This window comes from Ruegeria sp. BF7 (genome assembly GCF_056538605.1).
On record NZ_JBQFTM010000004.1, the window covers coordinates 230,587 to 256,317 of the forward strand.

Sequence of the window (25,731 nt, forward strand, 5' to 3'; positions counted from 1 at the left end):
CTGTCCTAAAAACGGGAGGCCGAGAATGGGGTCAGGGGAATCTGGGCGGGCTGGCCGTCAACCAGGGCGCCAACCAGTTCGGCCGTACCTGCCGATTGGGTCAGGCCCAGATGACCGTGACCGAATGCGTAGATCACGTCCCCTGCCCGTGGCGAAGCCCCGATCACCGGCAGGCTGTCGGGCAGCGACGGGCGGAAACCCATCCATTGCGTGCCGCCTTCCGTGTTCAGGCCGGGCAGAAATTGCGTGGCTTTTTGCAGCAATGTATCGGCCCGTTTGTAATTCGGAGGGAGTTCCAGCCCCCCCAGTTCAACCGCGCCGCCAATCCGCACGCCGCCATTGATCCGGCTGGCCACAAATCCATGGCTTGAGAATGTCAGATGCATACGCAGGTCAAACGCGCCCGCGGGAAGGGTCGTGTTGTAGCCGCGTTCAGTTTCCAGCGGTATTTGATCGCCAAGTGTCCGCGCAATGTGGTGAGACCAGGCCCCGGCGCACAAGACGACTTTGTCCGCCTCGACCTCGCGTTCTGTCAGCGTGATCCGTACTCCGCTATCTATCGGGGTCAGTGCGCAGATTTCCTGGCGCTCGATCCGGCCACCCCGGCTCTGAAACGTTTGCGCCAGATGCTCCACCCATTTTTTGGGATCAACGGTGTTGATCCAGTTCGGCGTAAACCCAGCATGGGTGAACCGCGGGCTGAGGCCAGGTTGCAATTCAGCAATCGCTTCAAAGCTTTCCAGCAGCTCGAAGTCTATGCCGTGTTGGCGCCGCAGCTCCCATGTAGGCAGGCTGGCACGGTACTCTGCCTCGTTTTCATAAAGCTGCATCTGCCCGTCGCGCTGCATCATCGCCTCGCCTTTCACCGACGCAATCAATCGGGTCAGGGCCGCGCTAGACTGATCCATCAGGCTGGCCTGAGCATGCAGGAGTTGCTTGTAACGATCTGGACGGCTTGCCCGCCAAAACCGGATCATCCACGGCGCGATTTTCAGCGCATAGGCGGGCGGGATGGACAGCGGCCCGAGCGGGTCCAGCAGCCATTTCGGTGCCCTTTTCATGATGCCGGGGGTTGCCAGCGGTTCAACCTCGGAAAAGGCGAAGGCGCCCGCATTTCCGGCCGAGGCTTGCGCGGCGACGCCCTCACGATCCAGAACCACAACACAATGGCCCCGGCGCTGCAGCTCCAGCGCCGTTGTGATTCCGATGACACCGGCCCCGATCACAACGACCTGCTTCGTCATAGCTCTATGCCCGCCTTGAACGGATCGTTTTCATCAAACATCAATGTCGCCTCGGCCATGACATGAGCCTGCCCCGTGATTGAGGGGATGACCCCACCGTTCACACCCAATTGATAAGACAGGTGATAGACGCTGCCGATAACGCTGTGCTGGACGATTTCCTCTCCGGGAGCCAATGCACCGTCCGCAGCCAGACAGGCCAGCCGCGCCGAACTGCCGGTACCACAGGGTGAGCGGTCGTAGTTGTCATCGGGGCATAGCACAAAGTTGCGGCTGTGGACGTCCGGATCGGGAGAGGTGTCCTGAAAGATCACGTGGTCGATTGGCTCGCCCAGCTCTCCTCCTATGCCTTGCGCGATTGAGGCCTTGCGGATCGCAATCGTCATATCGGTCAACTGCCAGATATTGCCGGTCTCAACCGGGATTGGGCTGGGATCAACGATGAAAAACCAGTTGCCGCCATAGGCAACATCCCCCGTCACCGCGCCATAGCCCGGCACATCCAATGCCACATCACGGTGGACACGGCGGCTTTCGATATTCATGACGGTGACGGTGTTGGCATTGTGCAGCTCTACCGTCACGACACCCGCAGGTGTTTCGATCTTGTGTCGTCCAACATCAATCCGCCCCAGATGCGCCAGTGTAACCGCAAGGCCGATGGTGCCGTGGCCGCACATACCCAGCACGGCGTCCACGTCGAAATAGATCACTCCGGTCACGCAGGACGGATCGACCGGCTCGACCAGCAGCGCGCCGACCATGGCGGGTTGGCCACGTGGTTCCAGCATGATCGACCGGTAAAACCCTTCATGTTCCGTCGCCAGCCTGCGGGCGCGTTCGGCCAGCGGTCCAGAACCCAGATCCGGCGCGCCGTCGAGGATGACCCGCGTCGGCTCACCCCCGGTATGGCTGTCGATCACACGCATTCAGCGATCACCCCACCCTGTTTAGACCAATCGGCGAACCAAGCGCGGAACAGGTCGTATTGCTGTTCACAATAGTTGCGCTGCGCATCGCTCAACTCGTCCGTTTCGTTGAAGTGCAGACGGTATTCCTGTTCGCCGTTCAGCACCAAAAGATGTTTGTAGTACAGCACCAGATCGGGGCCTTCGTCAAAGCTGGAAAGCACTTGGATTGCCTCGGTCAGTTCCTGCGCCCGCTGGCGTGCCTCGGCATGGCCTTGTGCTGCCTTTTGGGACAGGGTCGCCAACAACAGGGCCTCGCGCGGTAAAGCTGTGCCAATTCCGGTGATCGACCCGGTCGCGCCGCAGTTGACGAAGCCGTGGTAAACCTCGGTATCCACGCCCACCATCAGGGTCACCTGATTGTCCTGGCTAGTGATGTTCTCAGCCGCGTAGCGCAGGTCATCCTTGCCGCCGAACTCCTTGAATCCGATCAGGTTGGGATGCTCGGCACGCAGAGCGAAGAATAGATCGGCGCGCGTGGCAAAACCGTAATACGGGCTGTTGTAAATGATCGCAGGCACACCCGGCGCGGCAGACAGGATCGCCTTGAAATGGTTCTTTTGCGCGGCCGGAGACGTGCCGCGCGACAACACCCGCGGGATCACCATAAGCCCAACAGCCCCTACTTTCTGCGCATGCGCAGCATAGGCCAGGGCGGACTTGGTGTTGATGGCCCCGGTACCGACCACCACGGGCAGCCCTGCAGCGACCAGGCGTTCAACGCCTTCCATTCGTTGTTTGTCAGTCAGCAGCGGCCAGTCGCCCATCGACCCGCAATAGACCACCGCCGACATGCCCGCATCAATCATCTGCTGCCCTTTGCGCACCAATGCATCGAAATCCGGGGTGCGATCCGCCTTACAAGGGGTCATGAGCGCCGGCATGGTGCCGGTGAAAACGTTGTTCGACATCGGAGCTATCCTTTGAAAATGCAGGGTCAGGGCGGGCAGGTTAGCCCTTTCAATTCGCCATAACGGATATTGGATACAAAATCCAGAAAAATTGAAACCCAGAAAAAACGCGCCGGATCGGAGGATCGGCGCGCTTGATTTGGGTTGCTTTTTGTCGGTTATCGGAACCGCTGGCCGGTCTCCGAATCGAACAGCATCGCGCGTTCCGGTCGAACGATAAGACCGATCCGTTCCCCTTGCTTGCTGCGCTGGTCGTCACGCTCTTCGACGATCAGTTTGTCGCCATTTGGCGTCAGCAGGTACGAGTAGCTCACTCCACCTAGCGCCTCGGTGAGATCAACGGTGCAAGTGCCTCCTGCGCGGTCGACTTCGATATGTTCCGGGCGGATACCCAGCGTGACCTTGTCCAGGCCCGCAGGCACATTGGCCGCCACTTCCAGCGGCGCGCCAAGAGCCGGATGCGAAACCTTGCCATCCGCATATTCGCACTCAAGGAAATTCATCGCCGGAGAGCCGATGAAGCCGGCTACAAACCGGTTGTCCGGATCGCGATACAGGTCCATCGGAGCGCCGACTTGTTCGATCCGGCCATCTCGAAGCACCACGATCTTATCAGCCATCGTCATCGCCTCAACCTGATCGTGGGTAACATAGATCATTGTCGCGCCGATCTCGTTGTGCAGCCGCGCGATCTCGACCCGCATCTCGACGCGCAGTTCGGCGTCGAGATTGGACAGAGGTTCGTCGAACAGAAACACCTCGGGGCCCCGCACAATCGCGCGCCCGATGGCCACCCGCTGACGCTGGCCTCCGGACAGCGCCTTGGGCTTACGCTTGAGGTACTGATCCAGTTTCAGGATATTCGAGGCCTGCTGCACTTTCTGGTCGATCTCGGATTTGGCAACGCCGTTCATGCGCAGGCCAAAGCCCATGTTTTCGGCCACTGTCATATGCGGGTACAGCGCATAGGTCTGGAATACCATGGCCACACCACGTTTCGCAGGGTCCACATGGGTCACCTCGCGCGCGCCGATATGAATCTGCCCTTCGGTGGTTTCCTCAAGCCCCGCGATCATCCGCAACAACGTGGATTTACCGCAGCCCGAAGGACCAACGAACACGCAGAACTCACCATCCTCGATATCCAGATCAATGCCGTGAATAACCTGCGTTTCGCCATACCGCTTGATCGCTTGGTTCAGAGTCACACCCGTCATGTCGCTTGTATCCTGTCATTGTCGGCGCTGCGGCGGGTCTCGGGGAACCGCCAGGCCTGTGCTTCGGTCCCGATCTGTTCGGCCACACGGCGAACACGGGGAACCCAGGTTTCCAACTGATTGAAATCCATTCGTTCCGTCGATCCGGTGACGGAAATCGCGCCCAGCATCCGCCCACCCGAAGTCAGGATCGGACAGGCAATGCAGATGATGCCAGGCTCATGCTCTTCATCATCAATGGCGTAGCCCCGGCTGCGGATCAATTCGAGGTCAGCGCGCAGCGCGGCCTCAGTGGTCAGTGTCTTATCGGTAAAACGGTGGTAGCTTTGCTGCGACACAGCGCGATCAAGCGCCGCCTCGTCCAGAAACGCCATCATCGCCTTTCCAACACCGGTACAGTAAGCCGGACCGACCTTGCCCGCTTGCGAGTACATCTCGATTGGCTGGGCAGCGTTGCGCTTGTCCACATACAGCACCTGACTGGAATCTAGCTGTGCCAGATGCACCGTTTCCCCGGTTTCCCGACTGAGCGAATCCAGAAACGGCCGCGCAATCGGTGCCAGTGAGCTTTGCGTCCACGCCGAATGGGCCAGCCGCACCAGCCTCAGACCGGGCGTATAGGTCTGTCGATCAGAGTCATACGACAGCATCCCCTGATTGGTCAGCGTCTGCAGAAACCGATACAGCGTTGCCTTGGGAAAATCGCTGCTCTCCAACAGTTCCGCGAATCGGACCGGGCGGGCAAAAGCCGCCACCTGATCCAGCACGTCACATGCTTTTCCTATTGTACCGTCACCAGCCACGGGCGCCTGTTCTCCTCCCTATGACCCAACACCATCCTCACGAGGGTCTTGACAAGACTAACCGATATGATGTGTAGTTTTCAATATATAAAACATAGTTTCATTATTTGGAACTAAAATGGAAGCTAAGGGAGGAAATCATGCATTCCATGTTCAAGCGTTCTGCGGTGGCATTGGCGGCAAGTGTGGCGCTTGCTGCGCCCGTTGCAGCCGAACTGACCGGCGAGCTGAGAATCTTCCTCGACACATCGAACCCGGCGCCCCGCGCGACGATGGAAGCGATGATCGACCGGTTCGCGGCACAGCATCCGGGGCTGGAAGTCGAAACCACGGTGATCGACCGTGAAGCGTACAAGACTCAAATCCGCAACTTCCTGACTGCGGACACGCCGGACGTCGCCACATGGTACGCGGCTAACCGGATGAAGCCGTATGTCGAGGCCGGTTTGTTCGAGGACGTATCCGATCTTTGGGCAGAACCCGAAATTGCGGACAATCTTGCATCGACCAAGGGCGCGATGACCATCGACGGCAAGCAATGGGGCGTGCCCTACACCTATTATCAATGGGGTGTTTACTACCGCAAAGACATCTTTGATGAGCTGGGCCTGACCGAACCTACCACATGGGAAGAAGAACTGGCCAATTGCCAGAAGATCATCGACTCGGGCCGTGCCTGCTATACCATCGGCACCAAGTTCCTGTGGACCGCCGGTGGCTGGTTCGACTACCTGAACATGCGCACCAACGGCTTCGACTTTCACAACCAGCTCGCTAACGGCGAAATCAGCTGGGAGGACGACCGGGTCAAGCAAACCTTCGCCAACTGGAAACAGCTGATCGACATGGGCGCGTTCATCGACAATCACCAGACCTACAGCTGGCAGGAGGCCCTGCCCTTCATGGTCAACGGTGAGGCCGCAGCTTACCTCATGGGTAACTTCGCCGTGGCACCCCTGCGTGAGGCTGGATTGTCCGACGATCAACTGGATTTCTATCAGTTCGTTGCCATCAACCCCGATGTCGAACTGGCCGAAGACGCCCCGACCGACACGTTCCACATCCCTGCCAACGCATCAAACAAAGAAGCCGCGCGTGAATTCCTGCGTTTTGTTGTCTCCGCCGATGAACAGTCCGAGATCAACAATGGCGCAAATCTCGGCCAGCTGCCCGTTAATGCGCAATCCACAGTCGATGACGACAAGTTCCTGCAACAGGGTTTTGCAATGCTGTCATCGAACAGCCCCGGCGGTGTAGCTCAGTTTTGGGACCGTGACGCACCTGCTGAAATGGCCAAAGTTTCGATGGAAGGCTTCCAGGAATTCATGGTCAAACCGGACAACGCCGACCGTATCCTGGCCAAACTGGAACGCGCTCGTCAGCGTATCTACGACAACTAATCCGGTCAGGCCGGGCACAAGTCCGGCCTGCTCCTCATCTGCGTAAGGCGGTGATATCCCGTCTTACTCCTTTTTCCTAACCCCCGAGTATCCGCATGTCAGCCGTTGAAGCCCCCGAACAGGAAAGCTGGTTCCACAGAAACCAACAGCGCATCGCACCATGGCTGTTTCTGGCCCCCGGGCTGCTGTTCTTCATGGTCTATGTAATCATCCCAGTTTTCCAGTCTTTCAATCTCTCGCTCTACGAATGGGACGGTCTGGGAGCAGCCGAATATGTGGGGTTCCGCAACTACGAAGACCTTTATTGGGAATGGGTGGACCGGGATGCGTTTTACATCTCGCTGAAAAACAACCTGATCTGGCTGATCTTGTATCTTGCCGCGATCCCGGCGGGTCTTTTCATTGCGCTGCTCCTGAACCAGACGGTTTGGGGAATTCGCCTGTACAAGTCACTGTTCTTCTTTCCCTTCGTCATCTCTCAGGTTGTTGTGGGCCTCGTGTTCACCTGGTTCTATGACCCGACCTTCGGCCTGTTGAATGAACTCCTCGGCCTCTTCGGCCTCGGGCCGCTGAATGTCCTCGGTGACGAACGCTTCGTGACCTATGGAATCATCTTCGCCGGTCTCTGGCCGCAGACGGCCTATTGCATGATCCTCTACCTCACCGGCCTAAATGCCGTTGACCCGGAACAGATCGAAGCCGGGCGGCTGGACGGTGCAAAGGGTCTTCGTATGCTGTGGCACATTATCCTGCCGCAACTGCGCCCGGCAACCTTCATCGCCTTTGTCGTGACAATCATTGGCGCCCTGCGCAGCTTCGACCTGATCTCGATCATGACGCAGGGTGGCCCCTTTGGCTCGTCCCGCGTGCTGGCCTATTACATGTTTGAAGTTGCCCTGTCCGAATACGGCTTCCGCATGGGATACGGTGCCGCCATCGCGGTGATCCTGTTCCTGATCATGCTCTGCTTCATCGCTTATTTCCTGTGGTCGATGTATCGCGAAGAAAGGGGGCACTGAGATGTTTCCCAAACCCATCGAAAAACAATCGCGCGCGGCGCAAATAAGCTATCAGGCCATGTTGCCGCTGGCCTTGCTGCTCTGGCTCGGACCCTTGCTGGCGGTCGCCCTGTTCTCGGTCAAACCGGCGGCGGATTTCACCAATGCAAACTACTGGGGCATGCCGTCCAGCTTCGAGGGCGCGTTCAACTATGGGCAGGTATTCTTCAACTCGGACATGCCGCGTTACCTGCTGAACTCTTTTCTGATCACCATCCCGACAGTAATCGGAGCCGTCGCGCTCAGCTGCATGACCGGCTTTGCGCTGGGTATTTACAAGTTCCGTTCAAACCTCTGGATATTCTTCATGTTTGTCGCGGGCAACTTCGTGCCATTTCAGATCCTGATGGTTCCGGTACGCGACCTGACCCTGCAACTTGGCCTCTACAACACCAAAACCGGCCTTGTCCTATTCCACATCGCCTTTCAGACCGGGTTCTGCACGCTGTTCATGCGCAACTTCATCCGCGCGCTGCCCTTTGAACTGATCGAGGCCGCACGCGTCGAAGGCATCAGCGAATGGCGCATCTTCTGGTACGTGGTCTTGCCACTGATGAAGCCTGCCATTGCTGCGCTCAGCGTGTTGATCTTTACTTTCATCTGGAACGACTATTTCTGGGCCGTCGTCCTTACGCAAGGTGCTGAAAGCCAACCTGTCACCGCGGGGATCACCAGCTTCAACGCCCAATTCCGGGCGGCCTATCAGTTGATGAGCGCCGGCTCCATCGTCGCGGCCTTGCCGCCGGTGGCCATGTTCTTCCTCATGCAGAAACACTTCATCGCGGGCCTGACCCTCGGTGCCGTAAAATAACGTCAAACCAGAGGTTTGCCTCAATGACAAAGATCACCTTTATCGGAGCGGGCTCCACGATCTTCATGCAGAACATCGTGGGCGACGCTCTGCTGACCCCAGCACTGGCAAACAGCCACTTTGCCCTGATGGATATCGACGCCGAACGTCTGGCCGAAAGCGAAGCTGTGGCCAAGGCAATGATCCGTTCTGTTGGAACCGGGGCAACTGTCACCACTCACGCCGACCGCCGCGCAGCGTTGGATGGTGCCGATTTCGTGATCACTGCCTTTCAGGTCGGTGGGTACGATCCTTGCACGATCACCGATTTCGAAATCCCCAAACAATACGGCCTGCGCCAGACCATCGCCGATACAATGGGGGTCGGAGGCATCATGCGCGGTCTGCGTACGGTTCCGGTTCTGTGGGATGTGGCGCGCGACATGATGCAGCTCTGCCCCAATGCGACGCTGCTCCAATACGTCAACCCGATGGCCATCAACACCTGGGCGCTGGCCGAGCAGTTCCCGGCGCTGAAACATGTAGGCCTTTGCCACTCGGTCCAGAACACGGTCGAGGAGCTGGCGCATGATCTGGACCTGCCCAAGGGCGACTTCCGTTACAAGGTCGCCGGCGTCAATCACGTCGCCTTCTTCCTGAAACTCGAACATCAGGGTCACGATCTCTACCCTGCGCTGCGGCAAGGGTATGCCTGCGGCCAGATTCCCAAGGCTCCGCTGCTGATGCCGCGCTGCCCCAACAAGGTGCGATACGAGGTGATGGACCATCTCGGTTATTTCTGCACCGAGAGTTCCGAGCATTTTGCCGAATACGTTCCATGGTTCATCAAGGACGGGCGCGAAGACCTGATCGAGCAGTTCAGCATCCCTTTGGATGAGTACCCAACCCGATGCGTGGAACAGGTCGCCAGTTGGAAGGAACAGGCCAAAACCCTGACCGACGGGCGCGATATCGAGGTGATCCGAAGCCACGAATTCGCCGCCGACCTGATGAACGCAATCGTCACCGACACGCCCTATGTGGCCTATGGCAACCTGCCGAACACCGGCCAGATTCCGCAGCTTCCTTTGGGTGCTGTAGTGGAAACGCCGTGCCTGGTGGACAGCAATGGTGTACAGCCTTCGGTCGTCACCGACATTCCACCGCAGTTGATCGCCCTGATGCGGACGCAAATCAACGTGCAGGAACTGACCGTTCGGGCGCTGGTCGACCAGAACCCGGAATACATCTATCACGCCGCCATGATGGACCCACACACCGCCGCCGAGCTGGACTTGCGCCAAATCCGCAATTTGGTGACAGACCTTCTAACTGCACATTCAGACTGGTTACCTGACTGGTGCCAACCCGCCAAAGCCGCTTGAAAGGGCTCAGCGAATGACTAAGAAACGCCGTTCCCAGCATTGGTATGGAAAGCTCGACAAAGACGGGTTCATCCACCGCTCGTGGATGAAAAACCAAGGCTTCCCCGATCACGCTTTTGACGGACGCCCCATCATCGGCATCTGTAACACGTGGTCGGAGCTTACCCCCTGCAACTCGGGTCTGCGTGATCTGGCCGAAGGCGTCAAACGCGGTGTGTGGGAGGCCGGAGGCTTCCCCGTCGAATTCCCCGTCATGTCACTGGGCGAGACCCAGATGAAGCCCACCGCCATGCTGTTCCGTAACCTTCTGGCCATGGATGTCGAAGAGTCGATCCGCGCCTATGGCATCGACGGCGTCGTCCTGCTGGGCGGCTGCGACAAGACCACGCCGGGGCAGTTGATGGGTGCGGCCTCGGTCGATCTGCCGTCGATTGTCGTTAGCTCCGGCCCGATGCTGAACGGCAAGTATCGCGGTCAGGATATCGGTTCGGGCACGGATGTGTGGAAATTCTCCGAGGCCGTCCGCGCAGGCGAAATGACCCTGCAGGACTTCATGAACGCTGAATCCGGCATGTCGCGCAGCGCCGGTGTGTGCATGACGATGGGCACAGCCAGCACGATGGCCTCGCTGGTCGAAGCAATGGGCATGAGCCTGCCCACCAACGCCGCTTTGCCTGCCGTTGACGCCCGCCGCATGGCGTTGGCGCATCTGACCGGCAAGCGGATTGTCGAGATGGTGGACGAAGACCTCAAACCCTCGGACATCCTGACCAAAGGGGCGTTTGAAAATGCCATCCTGACCAACGCCGCCGTGGGCGGGTCGACCAATGCGGTAGTTCACCTTCTGGCGCTGGCGGGCCGTGTAGGTGTGGACCTGACGCTCAAGGATTTCGAGATCGGCTCGGAAATCCCGCTGCTGGTGAACTGTATGCCTTCGGGCAAATACCTGATGGAGGATTTCTGCTATGCAGGCGGCGTGCCGGTCGTTCTGAATGAACTCAAATCCTTCCTGCGCCCGTCCAAAACCGTCCTTAACAAGGACATCTCAGCCCATTATGAAGGGGCCGAGTGCTTCAACGCCGATGTCATCCGCCCCTTCAACGATCCGGTGAAACCCGCGGCGGGGCTGCGTGTCCTGCGCGGCAATCTGGCACCGAACGGCGCCATCGTAAAGCCCTCGGCGGCAACGGATGAACTGCTGGAAACCGAGGCCGAGGCTTTTGTCTTTGAAAGCATCGAAGACCTGAAAGCCAATATCGACCGCGACGACCTGCCGGTGTCGCCCGAGACCATTCTGGTGCTTAAAGGCTGCGGCCCGAAGGGCTATCCGGGGATGCCGGAGGTCGGCAATATGCCGATCCCGGCTAAGCTGGTGAAGGACGGGGTTCGCGACATGATCCGTATCTCGGACGCTCGTATGTCTGGCACCGCCTTTGGCACCGTCATCCTGCATGTCAGCCCCGAGGCACAGGCGGGTGGCCCGCTGGCGCTGGTCAAAACCGGTGATCGCATCCGGGTGTCGGCCAGCAAAGGGGAGTTGGAGTTGTTGGTCGACGAAAAGGAACTGGACGCCCGCCGCGCCGCGTGGCAAGCGGACGATCCGCATTACAGCCGCGGTTACGCCAGACTTTATATCGACCACGTGTTGCAGGCCGATCAGGGCGCGGACCTTGATTTTCTCGTCGGCAAAGACACCCGCCTTGTCACCAGAGAGAGCCACTAATGGATCAACCAGCCACTTTCCACGATCTCAACGGGGCTTCGGTCTATATTACCGGCGGTGGCTCGGGCGTTGGCGCTGCTCTGACCGACGGGTTCCTCGCGCAAGGCGCCAATGTCGCCTTCATCGGGCGGTCCGATGCCAGCGGGTTTGTCGATGAAATGCACGACAAACACGGGCGCGCGCCGCTGTTCATACAAGGCGACATGACAGATACCGAGTTGCTGCACACTACCATGAAAAAGGCGGCCGAGGCGCATGGCCCGCTGAACGTGCTGATCAACAACGCGGCCAACGATAAACGCCACTCGCTTGAAGAAACGACGACCGAGTTCTGGGACTGGATGATCGAGGTAAACCTCAAGGCCTACTACTTCGCCTGTCAGGAGGCCGCCCGCCAGATGCAGGGCAAAGGCGGTGCGATCGTGAATTTCAGTTCGATCAGCTACATGATGGGCAATGCAGGCTATCCGATCTACACGACCTCGAATGCCGGAATCACCGGCATGACGCGGTCTTTGGCGCGCGAGTTGGGGCCGCAGAACATCCGTGTCAACGCGCTGGCCCCCGGTTGGGTTCTGACGCAGAAACAGCTGGATATGTGGGCCACGCCCGAGGATCTGGCCGCACATCTCGACCGCCAATGCCTGAAAGAACACCTGACGCCCGAGGACATGATCGCACCGACCTTGTTCCTAGCCTCAAACGCTAGCCGGGCGATGACCGGGCAATGCATGGCCGTCGATGGCGGCGTCGTCGTAACGGGGTAGAGCCATGAATACAGAATGGATTGCTGTCGATTGGGGAACCTCTCATTTGCGAGCCTGGGCGATGCAGGGCGAAACGGTGCTGGATCAGGCATATTCGGACAAAGGCATGGCGCGGGTGGACAAAAGCGGGTTCCAGCCCGCGTTGTTCGAACTCATCGAAGGCTGGCTGGGCAGCGGCCCCACAGATGTGGTCGCCTGCGGCATGGTCGGCGCGCGACAAGGTTGGGTCGAGGCCCCCTACTCCGCCGTCCCATGTGAACCAACGCCGGTTGCCCCGTTCCGTGTTCCGGGCACAGATTCCCGCATCCGGGCCTTCGTGGTGCCCGGTCTGAAACAAAACGCGCCACCAGATGTCATGCGCGGTGAAGAAACCCAGATCGCGGGGTTTCTGGCCTCTCATCAGAACTGGGACGGGGTGATCTGTTTGCCCGGCACCCACACCAAATGGGTGCAGGTCAGCGCCGGAGAGGTCGTCAGCTTCCGCACCTTCATGACCGGAGAAATGTTTGACCTGCTGGCCGGGCAATCGGTGCTGAAACATTCGGTCGGCCAGGGATGGGACGATGCCGCCTTTGCCGAGGCTGCGGCGGACACGTTGTCCAGGCCCGAACAACTGGCCGCGCGGCTGTTTGGCTTGCGCGCCGCTGATCTGTTACAGGGTCAGGATCGCGGTATCACAAGAGCGCAGCTTTCGGGCTTTCTGATCGGCGCGGAATTGGCCGCGACCCGCCCGTATTGGCTGGGACAGCAACTCGCGATCATCGGGGCCAAGGGACTCTCGGACATCTACGCCAAGGCCCTGCAGCAACAGGGCGCGTTTGTCGAAACCGCCAACAGCACGCAATGCACACTGGCCGGCCTATTGCAGGCCCGCAACCTGACGAGGCAAACCGCATGAGCCGACCCATCATCGCCATTCTGCGCGGCCTGCGCCCATCCGATGCTGTTGCCACCGGGCAGGTCCTGATCGACGCCGGGATCGACAATATCGAGGTCCCGCTGAACTCACCCGATCCGCTGGAGTCGATCGGTATTCTGGCCGAACAGTTCGGCGACCGTGCCCTGATCGGAGCGGGCACCGTATTGACGACGGATCAGGTGGACGCGGTGGCCAAGGTTGGCGGCAGGCTGATCGTATCACCGAACTGCGACGCGCAGGTGATCTCGCACACGCACCAACTGGGACTGGAAAGCTGGCCCGGCATCTTCACCCCGACCGAGGCCTTTACGGCCCTCAAGGCCGGAGCCTCCGGCCTGAAACTCTTTCCCGGCACTCTCGCCGGTCCGGCGGGGCTATCCGCGCTGCGCGCGGTGTTGCCCAAGGGCACGCTGGTCTATGCCGTCGGCGGCGCGGGACCTGAGAATTTCGATCAGTGGATCAAGGCCGGCGCCAACGGATTCGGCATCGGGTCGGCGTTGTTCAAACCCGACATGACGGCCGCCGAGGTCGCGGGCCGGGCCGCGCGGATCGTAGCTGCCTACGAAGAAGCCGCCGGATGAGCGTCATTTACGACGACCGCCCTTGTGAACTGGGCGAGGGTCCGCTTTGGCACCCCGAGCGGCGGCAACTTTTCTGGTTCGATATTGTGGGCAAGAAGCTAATGACGCGGGAAAACGGTGAACCGCACAGTTGGCAATTCGACGAACATGTCTCTGCCGCGGGCTGGGTCGACTCAGAGACGCTGTTGATCGCCTCTGAAACAGGGCTTTGGCGGTTCGGCCTGATGACCAAGCAAAAAGAGCTGATAACCCCGCTTGAGGCGGACAACCCGATCACCCGGTCCAATGACGGGCGCGCTGATCCTTGGGGCGGGTTCTGGATCGGGACGATGGGCAAAGACGCAGAACCCGGTGCAGGTGCGATCTATCGTTATTGGCAGGGCGAACTGCAGCAACTGGTGCCAGATGTCACGATCTCGAACGCGATCTGCTTCGCCCCGGACCGGACCTGCGCCTATTACGCGGATACAGTGCGGAAACAGGTCATGCGCTGGCCTTTGAACCCGGAAACCGGCTGGCCCGAGGGCGAGAGTACGGTTTTTCTAGACCACCGCGTCGATGGGCTGAACCCGGATGGGGCGGTGGTCGACGCCGATGGCAACATCTGGATCGCCCAATGGGGTGCGAACCGCGTGGCGGCATATACCCCTGCAGGCCGGTTCCTGACTGCGATCGCCTTTGAGGCAGCTCATACTTCCTGCCCCGCGTTCGGAGGTGATGACCTGACAACCTTGTTCTGCACCACCGCCCGCGACGGGCTGGATGCAGAGACTTTGGCCAAACACCCAACCAACGGCATGACCTTTGCCGCCCCTGGCGCGGGCAAAGGGCAGGCCGAACACAGAGTCCTTCTATGAAGCCCGAACTTGGCGTCTGCTACTACCCCGAACACTGGCCCGAAGAGATGTGGGCCGAGGATGCCGCGCGCATGGTGGAAACCGGTCTGAGCTGGGTGCGGATCGGTGAGTTTGCCTGGAGCAGGATGGAGCCCGCACCGGGTGATCTGCGTTTAGACTGGCTGGATCAAGCGATTGAGGTGCTGGGGGCAGCGGGGTTGAAGGTGGTACTGGGAACACCTACGGCGACGCCACCGCGTTGGATGCTGGAAAAACACCCCGACATGCTGGCCGTGGATGCACAGGGGCAGCCGCGCAAATTCGGCTCGCGCAGGCATTTTTGCTTTAGCCACCGGGGTTATATCGCCGAGTGTGAACGGATTGCCCGGATCATGGGGGAACGTTACGGGCACAACTCGCATATAGCGGCATGGCAGATCGACAACGAATATGGCTGCCACGAAACGACCGTCAGCTACAGCCAACCGGCCTTGCAGGCGTTTCGGCGGTGGTTGGCCGAGCAGTATGAGTCCATCGAATCTCTGAATACCGCTTGGGGTAATATTTTTTGGTCGATGGAGTACGACAGCTTTGATCAGATCGACCTGCCCAACCTGACCGTGACCGAGCCCAACCCCGCCCACGTTCTGGCCTTTCGCCGTTTCAGCTCGGATCAGGTGGCGGTGTTCAACAAGGCGCAGGTCGACGTCCTGCGCCCGCTGACCGATGCGCCGCTGCTGCATAACTATATGGGCCGGATTCTGGACTTCGACCATTTCAAGCTGGGCGCCCATCTGGATATCGCGACATGGGACAGTTATCCGATCGGCTTTCTGTCCGACCGGCTTGAGGCTGACGAGGCACATAAAACCGCATTCCTGCAACAGGGCGACCCCGACATGCAGGCCTTTCACCATGACCTGTATCGCGCTGTCGGCCGGGGTCGCTGGTGGGTGATGGAACAGCAGCCTGGCCCGGTGAACTGGGCACCGTATAATCCCGCTCCCCTGCCCGGCATGGTACGCCTGTGGTCGCTCGAGGCAGTGGCGCATGGCGCTGAAGTGGTCAGTTACTTCCGTTGGCGACAGGCCCCATTCGCGCAGGAACAAATGCACGCGGGCCTGTTGACCCCGAACAACGCACCCGCTCCGGCATTGGCCGAAGCCCGTCAGACAGCCGATGATCTGGCACAGCTGGGTACTGTCACGCAGACTCAGGCAGATGTGGCCATTCTGTTCGACTACGCCTCGGACTGGGCATGGACAACCCAGCCACACGGGGCCGGGTTCAGCTATTTCCGGCTGGTGTTCTCGGCTTATCGCGCACTGCGGCGTGCCGGGCTATCAGTGGATATCCTGTCCTCGTCCGAAACACCTGAGGCAAGGTACAAACTGATCCTCGCCCCCGGGCTGGCCACCTTGGACGGTCGGGTCGATCAGCACCCGGGCGATCTGACGCTCTATGGCCCCCGCAGTGGTGCCATCACGCACGACTTCCAAATTCCCGAAACGGGGCGCCCCGGCCTGACCGAACTGAACTGCGAAGTTGAACTGGTCGAAACACTGCCCCCAAACACACGCCGCGAGGTCGTTGGCGGCGGCGCGGCCCGGCACTGGATTGATCGTCTGTCCGGCAACGCTCCGGACCTGCTGACCTATGCCGACGGGACATCCGCCCTGAAGGGTGAGAACGGCATTTGGTATTTGTCCGGCTTCCCGGATGAGGTTCTTTGGGATCGGGTGATCTCCATGGCTGCGCAAGAGGTTGGGCTGAGCCTGAAGCCGCTGCCTGCAGGGTTGCGGCAGCGTGAGACTGATCAGCACATTTTCCTGATCAACTACACCTCTGTCCCCGTATCGTGGAACGGGTATGAGATTGATGCCTGCGACGTGCTGATCTTGAAAAAGGACGCGCCCGAAGAGGCGTAGCTCTCCGGGCGCGCGGGTTTCAGTCAGGCGCGAAGCTTACTGATCGTTTTGCAGGCTGTTGGGGTCAAAAGCCCCGCCGAAGCCGCCATTGCTGGCAGGCGGCGTTTCTGGGTCCGGTTCGCCCTCCTCACCATCACCACCCAAGGTGTTCGGTGCAAACACGTTACCGAAACCAGAGTTATTGGTGCCGGTGTCTGGCTCTGCTTCCTCTTCCGTTGTTCCGGGTTGTAGATCACCGGGCTCAAACACGCCTTCAAAGCGCTGTTTGCGTTCTTCCTCAAGCTGTCTGCGCTGTTCTTCACGCTGCTTACGCAGCTCCTCGATGCGCTGCTGGGCTTCCAGTTGCTTCTGCTCTCGCACGTCGGCGATGCACTGCGCCGGGTTGTAAGCCGTCGCGGTACCGATCAGGGTGATCGTGGCAACGGCAAAAACAACCACCAGAACCGCGGCCGTGTTGCCGGAAAAGAAGCTGGGCAGTTTGATTTTGCCCGCCAACTCCTCGACCGTGGCATTCTTGCGCGCGGCAGCAACCAGTTCCTGTCGTTTCAGCTTGGCCTCGTTCAACAGGGCAAAGAACACGGTCAGCGCCACGATGATGAAGGCCAACGCCGAGATCGACGGCGTGATACCATACCGCACCTTTTGCGCCAGTTCGATGGTCAGCGTCGGATACTCGCCAAAAGTGAAAGTGGTGGTGTTGTAGTTCTCGAACGAGGCGAGGAACGCCAATACCGCCGCCGAGGCAATGGCCGGGCGCATGAAAGGTAACAGTATCTTACGAAACGCCTGCGCATGGCTGGCACCCAGATCCAGCGCCGCCTCGGTCAAGGCGATATCATAACGCTGCAGCCGCGCCACCAGCACCAGCATGCAGTAGCTGGCGATAAAGGTGGACTGCCCGATCACCGTCAGGAAAATCCCGTTCGACAATACGCTGTCCGCACCCAGTCCCAGCATCCGGTTGATCCGGTCCCAGAACACCAGGGTCGAGATACCCAGAACCACGCCCGGGATCAGGATCGGCGCGATGATGACCGTGTAATAGGTCGCGCGCAGCTTGGGCCAGATCTGCGTCAGCATCAGCGCTCCCGCCAGACCCATCGCCACCGACAAAACAACCGTCCCAGCGCCGATGATTAGTGAGTTCTTGATGCCGTTCAGGATACGCTGGTCCTGAAACAGCTCTCCGAACCACTGGAAGGTCAGGCATTCCCACGGTGTCATTCTCGGGAAAACCGAAGAGTTGAACGCCGTAACCGACATGATCACCAGCGGGCCCAGCAGGTACAGGAAGAAGATGACCAGATAGACCCAGATGCTTATGCGGAGGAAGGAATTGTTCATTTCCCGATATCCCCCATGTTCACCTTGAACAGACGCATCATCGCCAGCACGAACAGGATACAGGTCACCAGCAGCACGATGGCGTAGGCGGCCCCCTGCGGCCAGTCATTGTTGTCGTTGAACTGTTGATAGATCAGCTGCGTGAACCACAAGCTGGACGGCCCGCCCAGAATCTGCGGTGCGGCCAGCGCTCCTGCGGACAGCATGAAGACCATGGTGCAGCCCGAACTGATGCCCGGCTTGGCGTAGGGTATGACCACTCGCCAGTGAATCCTCCACCAAGGCGCACCAAGGTCGCGCGCGGCCTCGATCTGGTTTTTATCCAGGCTTTCTATAACGTTATACATCGGGAAGATCATCAGAAGGATGTAGGCATAGCCCAGACCGGCATAAAGCGCGATGTCATTGCGGATGAAGTCAAACGGCGTATCCCAGATGCCAAGCCCCATGAACAGGGTATTCAGAACACCGGTTTCGCCAAAGATGATCCGCAACGCAAAGGCCCGCAGGATCTCGTTGATCCAGTAAGGGATGATCAGCATGATCGCGAAGATGCGGATATGACTGCCTTTTGATTGGCCCAGATAGTAGGCAATTGGATAGCAGAGGATCAGATTGAAGATTGTAACGCAGACCGCTGCAAGCAATGTGCGGAAAAAGACCCTCAGGTCGACCGCGTTATAGTCCTGACTGCCGCCTTCCGGGCCGTAGATCAGGTACTTGTAGTTCTCCAGCGTATAGACGTCCTTTGGCCCGCCAATTTCTGGCGGCGGCAAGTTCGGGCGGAATGAGAAGTCCAACATCGACAATTGCGGCAGGATGATCAGACCGACAGTCCAGAAAAGAACCAGACCCAATATGGCCAGACCCATTCCGGTACCATTGCGATTGAAAAACTCTTTCAGAAAGCGGGGCATGTGTTCGTCCCCCTATTCCGCGGCCAGCTCACCCGCCGGAACCAGAACCGCGTTGTGGGTTTCGTATTCCAGCGTGATGTTCTGTCCTGTGTGATCCTTAAAGGACTGACCATGGTTCGGGATCGATACCTTGATCTCCTTGCCGCCTTCGCCTTCGGTGAAAATGTTGAAGACGTTGCCTTCAAACTCTTCATGGTTCACCCGCGCAGTAACAAAGTGATCGCCGGTAGCGCCGTCGGGCGCGATGGCAAGGGCTTCGGGGCGAATGAACAGCATGGCATCGTCGCCTTCTTTCATCTTGCCCTGATTGGCCGTTGAAATCCGCGCGACCAGATCGCCCGAGCGGTTCGTCCGGATCAGTGCCTCGCTCCCCATGACCTGCTTGATTTTGCCGCGGAATACGTTGTTTTCACCCACGAACGAGGCCGCAAATGCGGTATTGGGGTCGTTGTAAATGGTTTTGCCATCCGCAATCTGGTCGATCACCCCGGCCCGCATGACGGCGATGTTGTCCGACATGGTCAGCGCCTCGCCCTGATCGTGGGTGATATAGATGAAGGTGATGCCGACACGCTGCTGAATTTCGCGCAATTCTGTGCGCATGTGCTGGCGCAGTTTAAGATCCAAAGCGGAGAGCGGTTCGTCCAGCAACAGCACATCCGGCTCGGCACACAAGGCGCGGGCAATCGCAACACGCTGGCGCTGACCACCGGACAATTCGCTGGGCAGCTTATCACCTTGCCCGGGCAGAGCGATCATATCCAGCAACTCGTCAGCACGCTTGCGGCGTTCGGTGGCGCTGGCGCCTTTGATCTCCATGGAAAAGGTGATGTTTTCCCACACTTTCATCAGCGGGAACAACGCCAGGTTCTGAAAGATCAGGGCAGTCGGACGCTTGTTCGGGCCGATACCCTGCATGTCATTGCCGCCGATCAGAACCCGGCCCTCGCTTGGGTCCAGAAAGCCCGAGACCGCGCGCAGGATGGTCGTCTTACCGCAGCCCGAGGGGCCAAGGAACGAAAAGAAGTCACCCCCGTTGATGTTCACATTGGCGTCCCGCACGGCGACAAAGTCACCGAAACGGATCCACAGGTTTTCAAGATCTACACCGACCCCTGCACTCATTGTTGGTATCTCCGTCAGGTACGGTTGCAGACCGCACCATAATAGTATCCGTCACGCCGAACGGCGCGCGGGTGAATGGCCCCCCGCACATTGGCGGAGGGCGGCGTTACACAGCAATCAGGCGCTTTTGAACTTGTTGACGAACTCAGTGCGGGTTTCCGCATACCACGGCGCCTCGGCCGGCCACGGGTTGAGGTTGGCCAGCGAGTCACCCGGATAGGCCTCGGCAAAGTTCTTCTTGTAGGTGTCGCCCGAGTATTGGTCGGCACCTAGAACCGGCGAGTTGTAACCGTGGCTGTCAATCGCCACACCGGCTGGTTTCGCCTGATAGGCGAAGTCAATGAAGGCATAAACCTGATCGATATTGGCCGCGCCTGTCGGCATGGACATACCATCAACCCATGCCATCGCACCTTCGATTGGGGCTTGATAGTGCACCGGCTCACCCGCCGATTTCAGCGCCAGCGGCGGGCCGTCCCAAGTCTGACCGACAACTACGCCTTCGTTCAACAGGCCATTTTTCTGGGTGTCCGCGTCGTTCCAGATCAACTTGATTCGGTTCTTGCGTTCGATGCACCAGTCGGTGATCTGACCCCAGACCTTGCGCATGGTCTCTTCGTCGCCGTAGGCGGCCCAGACCGAGCCCGGCTCCATCTCACCCGCGCGTTCCATGTAAAGACCCGCACCCAGCATCATCGAATGCGCGCGGCCCATGGTCTTGCCTGCGTTTTCTTCCGACCAGACATCACCATAAGACGGCGCGTCGCCTTCCGGCAGCCACAGGTCAGTACGGTAGGCGATGCCTTCGGTGCCCCAGATATGCGGCAGCCAGTGGACGCCGCTGTCACCAAAGTTCCATGCATCCGTACCAATCGAGGCCATCGCCGGGTTCACCAGATCGATCGGCACCTTGCTCATGTCGAAGGGTTGCAGCAGTTCCAGCGGCTCCCACTGCAGCGAGCGGTTGTTGGTCGGCGACACGATGTCAAAACCCTGACCCTTGGTCGCCTTCATCTTGTTGATGATTTCTTCGTTTGACCCGATACCGGTGTAGTTTACCTTGATCCCGGTCAGGGTCTCAAACTCCTGAATAAAGCTGGGCGGCAGGTAATCCGACCACATCAGAATGTTGATCTCACCCGAGGACGCCAGCGCGCTTTTGCTGTACAGCGGTGCCGCCAGCGCAGCAGCACCTGCGCCTTTCAGGACAGAGCGTCTGGAAAGCGTTTTCCGTTCAGCCATTTTCGTTTCTCCCGTTGTTGGACTTTGTATTCTTTTTGTTATGTAAGTGCAGGCTAGACCTTTGATGCAGAGCTGTCAGTCCAAAAGTGACAGTTACCAGTTTTCTTAAGTCCAGTTTGCATTCACGCCCGTCAGAACCAGGATCAGGTCACGGCTCTGTCCAGACTGAGACACCATAGGGCGGGATTTCAGAAGTACCAACCAGATATTGACGATCCTCGGAACCGGGCAAGACCTGCGCAGTTGCACTGAAGTTGAAGGCAAACCACAGCTCACCACAACGCGTGATGCGCACATCCCGGTAGTTTTCTGTCACGGGGATGTCTGCCCATCTCAGAGCCTCGGCCAGAACAGCCTGCAACAACGGTCCGCGCGGGATCATCGCCAGGTACATCGACCGATCCGACTGCACAATCGCCGGGCTGCCGTCGCGGTAAACGCTTGAAAAACGGGCTGTTACCTTATTCGCGGTTTCGATGATTTCGCGCCAGCCAGTGAACTCATGCTGCGTGCCGTCCTCCAGGCGCACCGATTCGCGGGCCAGATCCGGCAGTGATTCGACTCTCAGAATCCGGACGCCAGCCAGATCGGCCAACTCTCCGGGGGCAAGGTTCTGCGGCGTGTGCATGTCATCCGTCTTGCTGCCGGCACGGGCGCCGATCAACAGTTTAGCCAAACTGTCCCGCAGCCGTTTCGCCAGGTCTGGCGAGACAATCATGCTTTGCGGTAGCACGATCAACGCATAGCCCGTCAGGTCGTCTTCAGGACCAACAAAATCCAGATCAATCCCTTGGGCGCGCAGCCCGGCATACCATTCACGAACGATCTGAGCATTCGGGAACGCGTCATCATGGGGCAGAATATCTGCTGCCCAGATGGACGCGTAGTCCAGCAAGATGGCCACCGGTGCCCGTTGGCGCGTGGTCGATGGTAGTGCATCACGCTCCTGAACCACCTGCGCCAGTTCCAGAGCGGCCTGATCCAGGCTTCCGTCCGAGCGCAGCAGTGCCGTATGAAACTGTTCTTGCGCTAATCTGGCCTGTCGCCAGCGGAAGAACATCACAGCCTGCGCGCCGTGCGCGTAGGCCGCCCATGTCCACAAGCGAACCATGCCATCGGCGGGGGAAGGGTTCTTTTCGGCCCAGTCCACCGGACCGGGTTGCTGTTCCAGTACCCACATGCGCCCTTTGCCCTGTGATCGGTAGAGGTCACAGTGAAACCCCTGATAGTCCGGCGCACCGGTGCGCAGGTTTCGACGCTTATCCTCATCTGACAGGGTCGACCCCAGCAGATTGCCCAGCGGATAGCTGTCGAAGCCGACGATATCCAGATCAGCAGCCACAGCGTGGTGGTCAAACTCAAAACTGCCAGCCATGAAGTTATGGGTGATATCCCGGCCCGGAGAGTACTGCCGGAGGATGTCCACCTGTGCGCGGTTGAACAATCGCACCCGGTCCGAGGAGTAGCGCGCGAAATCCAGCGCGTGTGTCGGGTTGGGGCTCGCCACCAGGCCGTTGGGCAACTCAATCTGGTCAAAGCTGGAATAAACAGAGGCCCAGAACACGGTGCCCCATATCCGGTTCAGGTTTTCAATGGTGCCGTAACGCTCCGCCAGCCAACGCCGGAACCCGTCGCGGGCCGCGTCCGAGTAGCTGAGTACCGTGTCGTGGTCATTATATTCATTGTCGATCTGCCAAGCGCAGACATGAGGGTTTTCACCATAACGGCGCGCATACTCGGTGGCGATCCGGCAGGACTCGGCCAGATAAACATTACTCGAGAAGCAATAATGCCTACGGGACCCGAATCCTCTAACCCGCCCATCCGGGCCAACCGGCAAAATTTCTGGATACTCATCAATCAGCCATTTCGGCGGCGCAGCCGTCGGCGTGGACATCATCACGCGAAGACCGGCGCCCCCGAGAACTTCAATCACCTCATCCAGCCAGTCCCATTGGAACTGGCCGCGCTCGGGTTCGATCAAACCCCAGGTGAATTCGGCAATGCGCACCCAGTCGAGGCCCATCTCGACCATCAGCCTTGCATCCTCGTGCCAAAGCGACCGATCCCATTGCTCGGGGTAATAGCAAACCCCCAGTTCCAGTTTGCTCATCGGTCTTCCCTTGCCGTGCGGCGTTCGATCCATTTCAGGAAGCTGGCGCAACCCAAGGTGATCACCACGTAAAGGATGGCCGCTGTGTTGAACGGTGCAAAGGGCAGGAAACTGGCCGCCTGAAACTCGCGCATCCGTTGGGTCATGTCGCGGACCGAGAGGATCGACAGCAACGAGGTATCTTTGATCATTGCAATGAATTCATTGCCCAAGGGCGGCGTCACAATGCGCAGCGCCTGCGGTAGGATGATCAGTCGCGCGGTTTGCCAGCGCGACAAGCCGAGCGAGCCGCCCGCCTCAATCTGCCCGCGGGGGATGGCTTCTATGCCGGATCGGAAAATCTCGGCCATGTAAGCGGAGTAGCCCACGGAAATCGCAATGATCCCGCGCGTCATGTTGGTCATGTCGATGCCGCCATCGGTGGCATCCTTTACGGCCCCAGCCAAAGGCAAGCCGATATAAAGTATGATCACCAGCATCGGAATGCCGCGGATCGTATCGACGAAAAACTCGGCCCCCACCGCCAGCGGGTGCAGCTTGTGCTGGGCTCCGCCAACGGTCAGGGTCAACAGCAAAAAGCCAAAGACTGCAAAGGCCAGCGCCGGATTTCGGTATTTGTCGGGCAGGAAACTGGTCTGCCAGATCACCGGATACCCTTTTGTGTTTGTTCCGACGGGGACAAAAGCGCCGGATACGCTGTCCACGGTTTCGATCTGCTCCAGCGCAGCGGTCGCGTCGGGTGCACTGCGAATACGGTATTGCTGGTTCTCATCCTCCTGAAACTCACCAAAGCGGATCATGTCCGCCTGCGCTTGCGGGGTACCGCGCACGATGGCGATACGGGCGTCCAGCGTACCGATGAGTTCGTATTTCACTTGTGGCTGCATGAAGAAAAATGCGGAAATCGCCAGCAGGGCCAGGCTGATGCAGCCATAAGTAACGGTCGTGCGGGCCTTGGGTTTGAACGATTGCAACCCAACCCAGATCAGGCCCAGAATAGCGGCGAAGATGTAGGCGAAGATGGCCGCGCGGAACGTGATCGCCACACCGGTAGCGAATTGCCAATGCGCCATGAACATCAGGTAGAACAGCACCGCGCCGGTCAGGATTTCAAACCCCAGTTGCACATAACCCCGCAACCCGTCGGGCAGGTAGGAATTCAAAAGGATTGCGGCAATAACAATTGCGTAGATCACCAGCATGATCTGCAGACCGGCCTGAACCTTGTCGACCACCTTTGGAAACAGCACCCAGGTTTGCGAAGACCTGTCGATCAGAGTCGATGTGTTCTCGCTGAGCGCGTGAAAGAAGACGGACTCGGCAAACGGCATCAGCACTTGCGGTGTGGCAAACCCCAGAATTGCCAACGCCACAGCTGCTGGCAACGCGGCCAGCGCCGTGAAACGCAACCATCCCGGCGCCTCCGGAAACCGAGCGTTGCGAGCGCAGAGATAGCCCAGAACAGTCACCGCCAGAATGACCAGAAACCCGACGAAAATCGGCCCGGCATCATTGCCAATCCCCAAAATTGCAACCAGCGACCGCAGGTATTTCGAGGAGGTGGCAAACAAATAGATGATGAACGGGGCAGCGGCGAGCAACACAAGGTTGCTCGGGCGGACCGAGCTTAAGCGCGACATGAGACCTCTCTGCTGATATGCGGCCCAGCCAACGGTGGTACCGGGCCGTTACGGGCCAGACCGGGTTATTCGGTGCCCCAGTATTTTCCGATCAACGCATCCAAAGTACCGTCGGTCTTGATCGCCGCCAGTCCCTCGTTGATGGCATCAACCGTTGCGTCACCTTCCTGGAACACGATACCCAGCGGATCGGATTTCAGGCCGGTGATACCCACAGTCAATTCACCCGCGAACTCTTGTTCGTACGCTGCGGCCGAGGTGCCGTCGATGATGACGCCCTGCACATCCGCGTTCTGCAACGCCAGAATCGCGGCCGAGAAGTTATCATAAAGGCTGACATTCTCGCGCCCCACCAGTTCCTCGGCCAGCTGCGCGTTGGTGGTGCCGGTCTGCGCTGCCAGTTTCTGACCACCGGCCTTGAAGTCGTCCAATGTCATGTCGCCATTGTCGACCTGCAACAGAATGGCCTGGCTGACCACGATGTAGGGCTCCGAGAAATCCATCGACTCTTCGCGTTCCGGCGTGATCGAAACGCCCGAGATCACCAGATCAAACTCCCCCTGCTGAAGCGCAGCAAAGATACCGTCCCAGGCAGTGTTGACGAAGTTCGGAACGCAATTCACTTTCTCGCAGATCGCATTCATCACATCCACGTCAAACCCTACGATCTCACCAGTCGATTCATCGACGGTTTCCATCGGCGGATAGGTGGCATCGGTGCCGATTTTCAGTACACGCCCCTCCAGATCGGCGGCGAAGACCGCCGGGGCGGCCATCGCGGTCAAAGCGGCTGCGGCCAGTAGTTTCTTGAACATCTTCA

The 25,731-nt window shown here is 59.0% G+C and carries 22 protein-coding genes; 10 read left to right on the plus strand and 12 right to left on the minus strand.

The window, feature by feature from the left end:
- Window positions 1-5: 5 nt before the first annotated feature.
- The 5 genes from ACR0IK_RS11780 to ACR0IK_RS11800 form a co-directional block, all read right to left on the minus strand.
- Window positions 6-1,244, minus strand: coding sequence for an NAD(P)/FAD-dependent oxidoreductase (locus ACR0IK_RS11780; protein ID WP_480641622.1), 1,239 nt, complete (start codon window positions 1,242-1,244; stop codon window positions 6-8).
- On the minus strand, window positions 1,241-2,173 hold the full coding sequence (locus ACR0IK_RS11785; RefSeq protein WP_480641623.1) for a 4-hydroxyproline epimerase: 933 nt from the start codon (window positions 2,171-2,173) through the stop codon (window positions 1,241-1,243). Before ACR0IK_RS11785 ends, ACR0IK_RS11780 begins: the two co-directional genes overlap by 4 nt.
- Window positions 2,164-3,123: a dihydrodipicolinate synthase family protein gene (locus ACR0IK_RS11790; RefSeq protein WP_480641624.1), complete on the minus strand. Its 960-nt coding sequence runs from the start codon at window positions 3,121-3,123 to the stop codon at window positions 2,164-2,166. Before ACR0IK_RS11790 ends, ACR0IK_RS11785 begins: the two co-directional genes overlap by 10 nt.
- Window positions 3,124-3,281: 158 nt before the next feature.
- A complete protein-coding gene (locus ACR0IK_RS11795; RefSeq protein WP_480641625.1) occupies window positions 3,282-4,340 on the minus strand; it encodes an ABC transporter ATP-binding protein in 1,059 nt (352 codons plus the stop codon).
- A complete protein-coding gene (locus ACR0IK_RS11800) occupies window positions 4,337-5,143 on the minus strand; it encodes an IclR family transcriptional regulator (RefSeq protein ID WP_480641626.1) in 807 nt (268 codons plus the stop codon). The genes ACR0IK_RS11795 and ACR0IK_RS11800 overlap by 4 nt, the downstream gene beginning before the upstream one ends.
- Window positions 5,144-5,283: 140 nt before the next feature.
- Here ACR0IK_RS11800 and ACR0IK_RS11805 point away from each other — a divergent pair, with 140 nt between their 5' ends.
- The 10 genes from ACR0IK_RS11805 to ACR0IK_RS11850 all read left to right on the plus strand — a co-directional run bounded on the left by ACR0IK_RS11805 (window position 5,284) and on the right by ACR0IK_RS11850 (window position 16,530).
- Window positions 5,284-6,543 (plus strand): ABC transporter substrate-binding protein, encoded by a 1,260-nt coding sequence (locus tag ACR0IK_RS11805; RefSeq protein WP_480591390.1) that lies wholly within the window; start codon window positions 5,284-5,286, stop codon window positions 6,541-6,543.
- A gap of 95 nt (window positions 6,544-6,638) precedes the next feature.
- The gene (locus ACR0IK_RS11810; RefSeq protein ID WP_480591393.1) at window positions 6,639-7,562 is read left to right on the plus strand and encodes a carbohydrate ABC transporter permease; all 924 of its coding nucleotides are present in this window, start codon (window positions 6,639-6,641) and stop codon (window positions 7,560-7,562) included.
- Window position 7,563: 1 nt separating this feature from the next.
- Window positions 7,564-8,412 (plus strand): carbohydrate ABC transporter permease, encoded by an 849-nt coding sequence (locus ACR0IK_RS11815; RefSeq protein ID WP_170389207.1) that lies wholly within the window; start codon window positions 7,564-7,566, stop codon window positions 8,410-8,412.
- Window positions 8,413-8,435: 23 nt separating this feature from the next.
- Window positions 8,436-9,776: an alpha-galactosidase gene (melA, locus tag ACR0IK_RS11820; RefSeq protein WP_480641627.1), complete on the plus strand. Its 1,341-nt coding sequence runs from the start codon at window positions 8,436-8,438 to the stop codon at window positions 9,774-9,776.
- 13 nt (window positions 9,777-9,789) lie between these two features.
- Complete coding sequence (locus tag ACR0IK_RS11825) at window positions 9,790-11,499, plus strand: IlvD/Edd family dehydratase (RefSeq protein ID WP_480641628.1); 1,710 nt, start codon at window positions 9,790-9,792, stop codon at window positions 11,497-11,499.
- On the plus strand, window positions 11,499-12,266 hold the full coding sequence (locus tag ACR0IK_RS11830; RefSeq protein WP_480641629.1) for an SDR family NAD(P)-dependent oxidoreductase: 768 nt from the start codon (window positions 11,499-11,501) through the stop codon (window positions 12,264-12,266). The genes ACR0IK_RS11825 and ACR0IK_RS11830 overlap by 1 nt, the downstream gene beginning before the upstream one ends.
- Window positions 12,267-12,270: 4 nt before the next feature.
- On the plus strand, window positions 12,271-13,164 hold the full coding sequence (locus ACR0IK_RS11835) for a 2-dehydro-3-deoxygalactonokinase (RefSeq protein WP_480641630.1): 894 nt from the start codon (window positions 12,271-12,273) through the stop codon (window positions 13,162-13,164).
- The gene (locus ACR0IK_RS11840; RefSeq protein WP_480641631.1) at window positions 13,161-13,766 is read left to right on the plus strand and encodes a 2-dehydro-3-deoxy-6-phosphogalactonate aldolase; all 606 of its coding nucleotides are present in this window, start codon (window positions 13,161-13,163) and stop codon (window positions 13,764-13,766) included. Before ACR0IK_RS11835 ends, ACR0IK_RS11840 begins: the two co-directional genes overlap by 4 nt.
- Window positions 13,763-14,623 (plus strand): SMP-30/gluconolactonase/LRE family protein, encoded by an 861-nt coding sequence (locus ACR0IK_RS11845; RefSeq protein WP_480591411.1) that lies wholly within the window; start codon window positions 13,763-13,765, stop codon window positions 14,621-14,623. The genes ACR0IK_RS11840 and ACR0IK_RS11845 overlap by 4 nt, the downstream gene beginning before the upstream one ends.
- A complete protein-coding gene (locus tag ACR0IK_RS11850) occupies window positions 14,620-16,530 on the plus strand; it encodes a beta-galactosidase (RefSeq protein WP_480641632.1) in 1,911 nt (636 codons plus the stop codon). Before ACR0IK_RS11845 ends, ACR0IK_RS11850 begins: the two co-directional genes overlap by 4 nt.
- 36 nt (window positions 16,531-16,566) lie before the next feature.
- Here the strand turns inward: ACR0IK_RS11850 and ACR0IK_RS11855 are convergent, their stop codons facing one another.
- The 7 genes from ACR0IK_RS11855 to ACR0IK_RS11885 form a co-directional block, all read right to left on the minus strand.
- Entirely contained in the window at window positions 16,567-17,874 is a 1,308-nt protein-coding gene (locus ACR0IK_RS11855; protein WP_480591417.1) for an ABC transporter permease, read from the minus strand.
- The gene (locus tag ACR0IK_RS11860) at window positions 17,871-18,791 is read right to left on the minus strand and encodes an ABC transporter permease (RefSeq protein ID WP_480591420.1); all 921 of its coding nucleotides are present in this window, start codon (window positions 18,789-18,791) and stop codon (window positions 17,871-17,873) included. Before ACR0IK_RS11860 ends, ACR0IK_RS11855 begins: the two co-directional genes overlap by 4 nt.
- 12 nt (window positions 18,792-18,803) lie before the next feature.
- Entirely contained in the window at window positions 18,804-19,916 is a 1,113-nt protein-coding gene (locus ACR0IK_RS11865) for an ABC transporter ATP-binding protein (RefSeq protein ID WP_480641633.1), read from the minus strand.
- A 117-nt stretch (window positions 19,917-20,033) separates the two neighbouring features.
- Window positions 20,034-21,158, minus strand: a complete 1,125-nt coding sequence (locus tag ACR0IK_RS11870; RefSeq protein ID WP_480591426.1) for an extracellular solute-binding protein — start codon at window positions 21,156-21,158, stop codon at window positions 20,034-20,036.
- 148 nt (window positions 21,159-21,306) lie between these two features.
- On the minus strand, window positions 21,307-23,271 hold the full coding sequence (locus ACR0IK_RS11875) for a beta-galactosidase (protein ID WP_480641634.1): 1,965 nt from the start codon (window positions 23,269-23,271) through the stop codon (window positions 21,307-21,309).
- Complete coding sequence (locus ACR0IK_RS11880) at window positions 23,268-24,911, minus strand: amino acid ABC transporter permease (RefSeq protein ID WP_480641635.1); 1,644 nt, start codon at window positions 24,909-24,911, stop codon at window positions 23,268-23,270. The genes ACR0IK_RS11875 and ACR0IK_RS11880 overlap by 4 nt, the downstream gene beginning before the upstream one ends.
- A 65-nt stretch (window positions 24,912-24,976) precedes the next feature.
- A complete protein-coding gene (locus ACR0IK_RS11885; RefSeq protein ID WP_480641636.1) occupies window positions 24,977-25,726 on the minus strand; it encodes a basic amino acid ABC transporter substrate-binding protein in 750 nt (249 codons plus the stop codon).
- Window positions 25,727-25,731 lie beyond the last annotated feature (5 nt).

Bases quoted from the DNA above. Each gene is read 5' to 3' on its own strand.
- ACR0IK_RS11780 (WP_480641622.1), bottom strand. From the start codon at position 1,244: ATGACGAAGCAGGTCGTTGTGATCGGGGCCGGTGTCATCGGAATCACA.
- ACR0IK_RS11785 (WP_480641623.1), bottom strand. From the start codon at position 2,173: ATGCGTGTGATCGACAGCCATACCGGGGGTGAGCCGACGCGGGTCATC.
- ACR0IK_RS11790 (WP_480641624.1), bottom strand. From the start codon at position 3,123: ATGTCGAACAACGTTTTCACCGGCACCATGCCGGCGCTCATGACCCCT.
- ACR0IK_RS11795 (WP_480641625.1), bottom strand. From the start codon at position 4,340: ATGACGGGTGTGACTCTGAACCAAGCGATCAAGCGGTATGGCGAAACG.
- ACR0IK_RS11805 (WP_480591390.1), top strand. From the start codon at position 5,284: ATGCATTCCATGTTCAAGCGTTCTGCGGTGGCATTGGCGGCAAGTGTG.
- ACR0IK_RS11810 (WP_480591393.1), top strand. From the start codon at position 6,639: ATGTCAGCCGTTGAAGCCCCCGAACAGGAAAGCTGGTTCCACAGAAAC.
- ACR0IK_RS11815 (WP_170389207.1), top strand. From the start codon at position 7,564: ATGTTTCCCAAACCCATCGAAAAACAATCGCGCGCGGCGCAAATAAGC.
- melA (WP_480641627.1), top strand. From the start codon at position 8,436: ATGACAAAGATCACCTTTATCGGAGCGGGCTCCACGATCTTCATGCAG.
- ACR0IK_RS11825 (WP_480641628.1), top strand. From the start codon at position 9,790: ATGACTAAGAAACGCCGTTCCCAGCATTGGTATGGAAAGCTCGACAAA.
- ACR0IK_RS11830 (WP_480641629.1), top strand. From the start codon at position 11,499: ATGGATCAACCAGCCACTTTCCACGATCTCAACGGGGCTTCGGTCTAT.
- ACR0IK_RS11835 (WP_480641630.1), top strand. From the start codon at position 12,271: ATGAATACAGAATGGATTGCTGTCGATTGGGGAACCTCTCATTTGCGA.
- ACR0IK_RS11840 (WP_480641631.1), top strand. From the start codon at position 13,161: ATGAGCCGACCCATCATCGCCATTCTGCGCGGCCTGCGCCCATCCGAT.
- ACR0IK_RS11845 (WP_480591411.1), top strand. From the start codon at position 13,763: ATGAGCGTCATTTACGACGACCGCCCTTGTGAACTGGGCGAGGGTCCG.
- ACR0IK_RS11850 (WP_480641632.1), top strand. From the start codon at position 14,620: ATGAAGCCCGAACTTGGCGTCTGCTACTACCCCGAACACTGGCCCGAA.
- ACR0IK_RS11855 (WP_480591417.1), bottom strand. From the start codon at position 17,874: ATGAACAATTCCTTCCTCCGCATAAGCATCTGGGTCTATCTGGTCATC.
- ACR0IK_RS11860 (WP_480591420.1), bottom strand. From the start codon at position 18,791: ATGCCCCGCTTTCTGAAAGAGTTTTTCAATCGCAATGGTACCGGAATG.
- ACR0IK_RS11865 (WP_480641633.1), bottom strand. From the start codon at position 19,916: ATGAGTGCAGGGGTCGGTGTAGATCTTGAAAACCTGTGGATCCGTTTC.
- ACR0IK_RS11870 (WP_480591426.1), bottom strand. From the start codon at position 21,158: ATGGCTGAACGGAAAACGCTTTCCAGACGCTCTGTCCTGAAAGGCGCA.
- ACR0IK_RS11875 (WP_480641634.1), bottom strand. From the start codon at position 23,271: ATGAGCAAACTGGAACTGGGGGTTTGCTATTACCCCGAGCAATGGGAT.
- ACR0IK_RS11880 (WP_480641635.1), bottom strand. From the start codon at position 24,911: ATGTCGCGCTTAAGCTCGGTCCGCCCGAGCAACCTTGTGTTGCTCGCC.
- ACR0IK_RS11885 (WP_480641636.1), bottom strand. From the start codon at position 25,726: ATGTTCAAGAAACTACTGGCCGCAGCCGCTTTGACCGCGATGGCCGCC.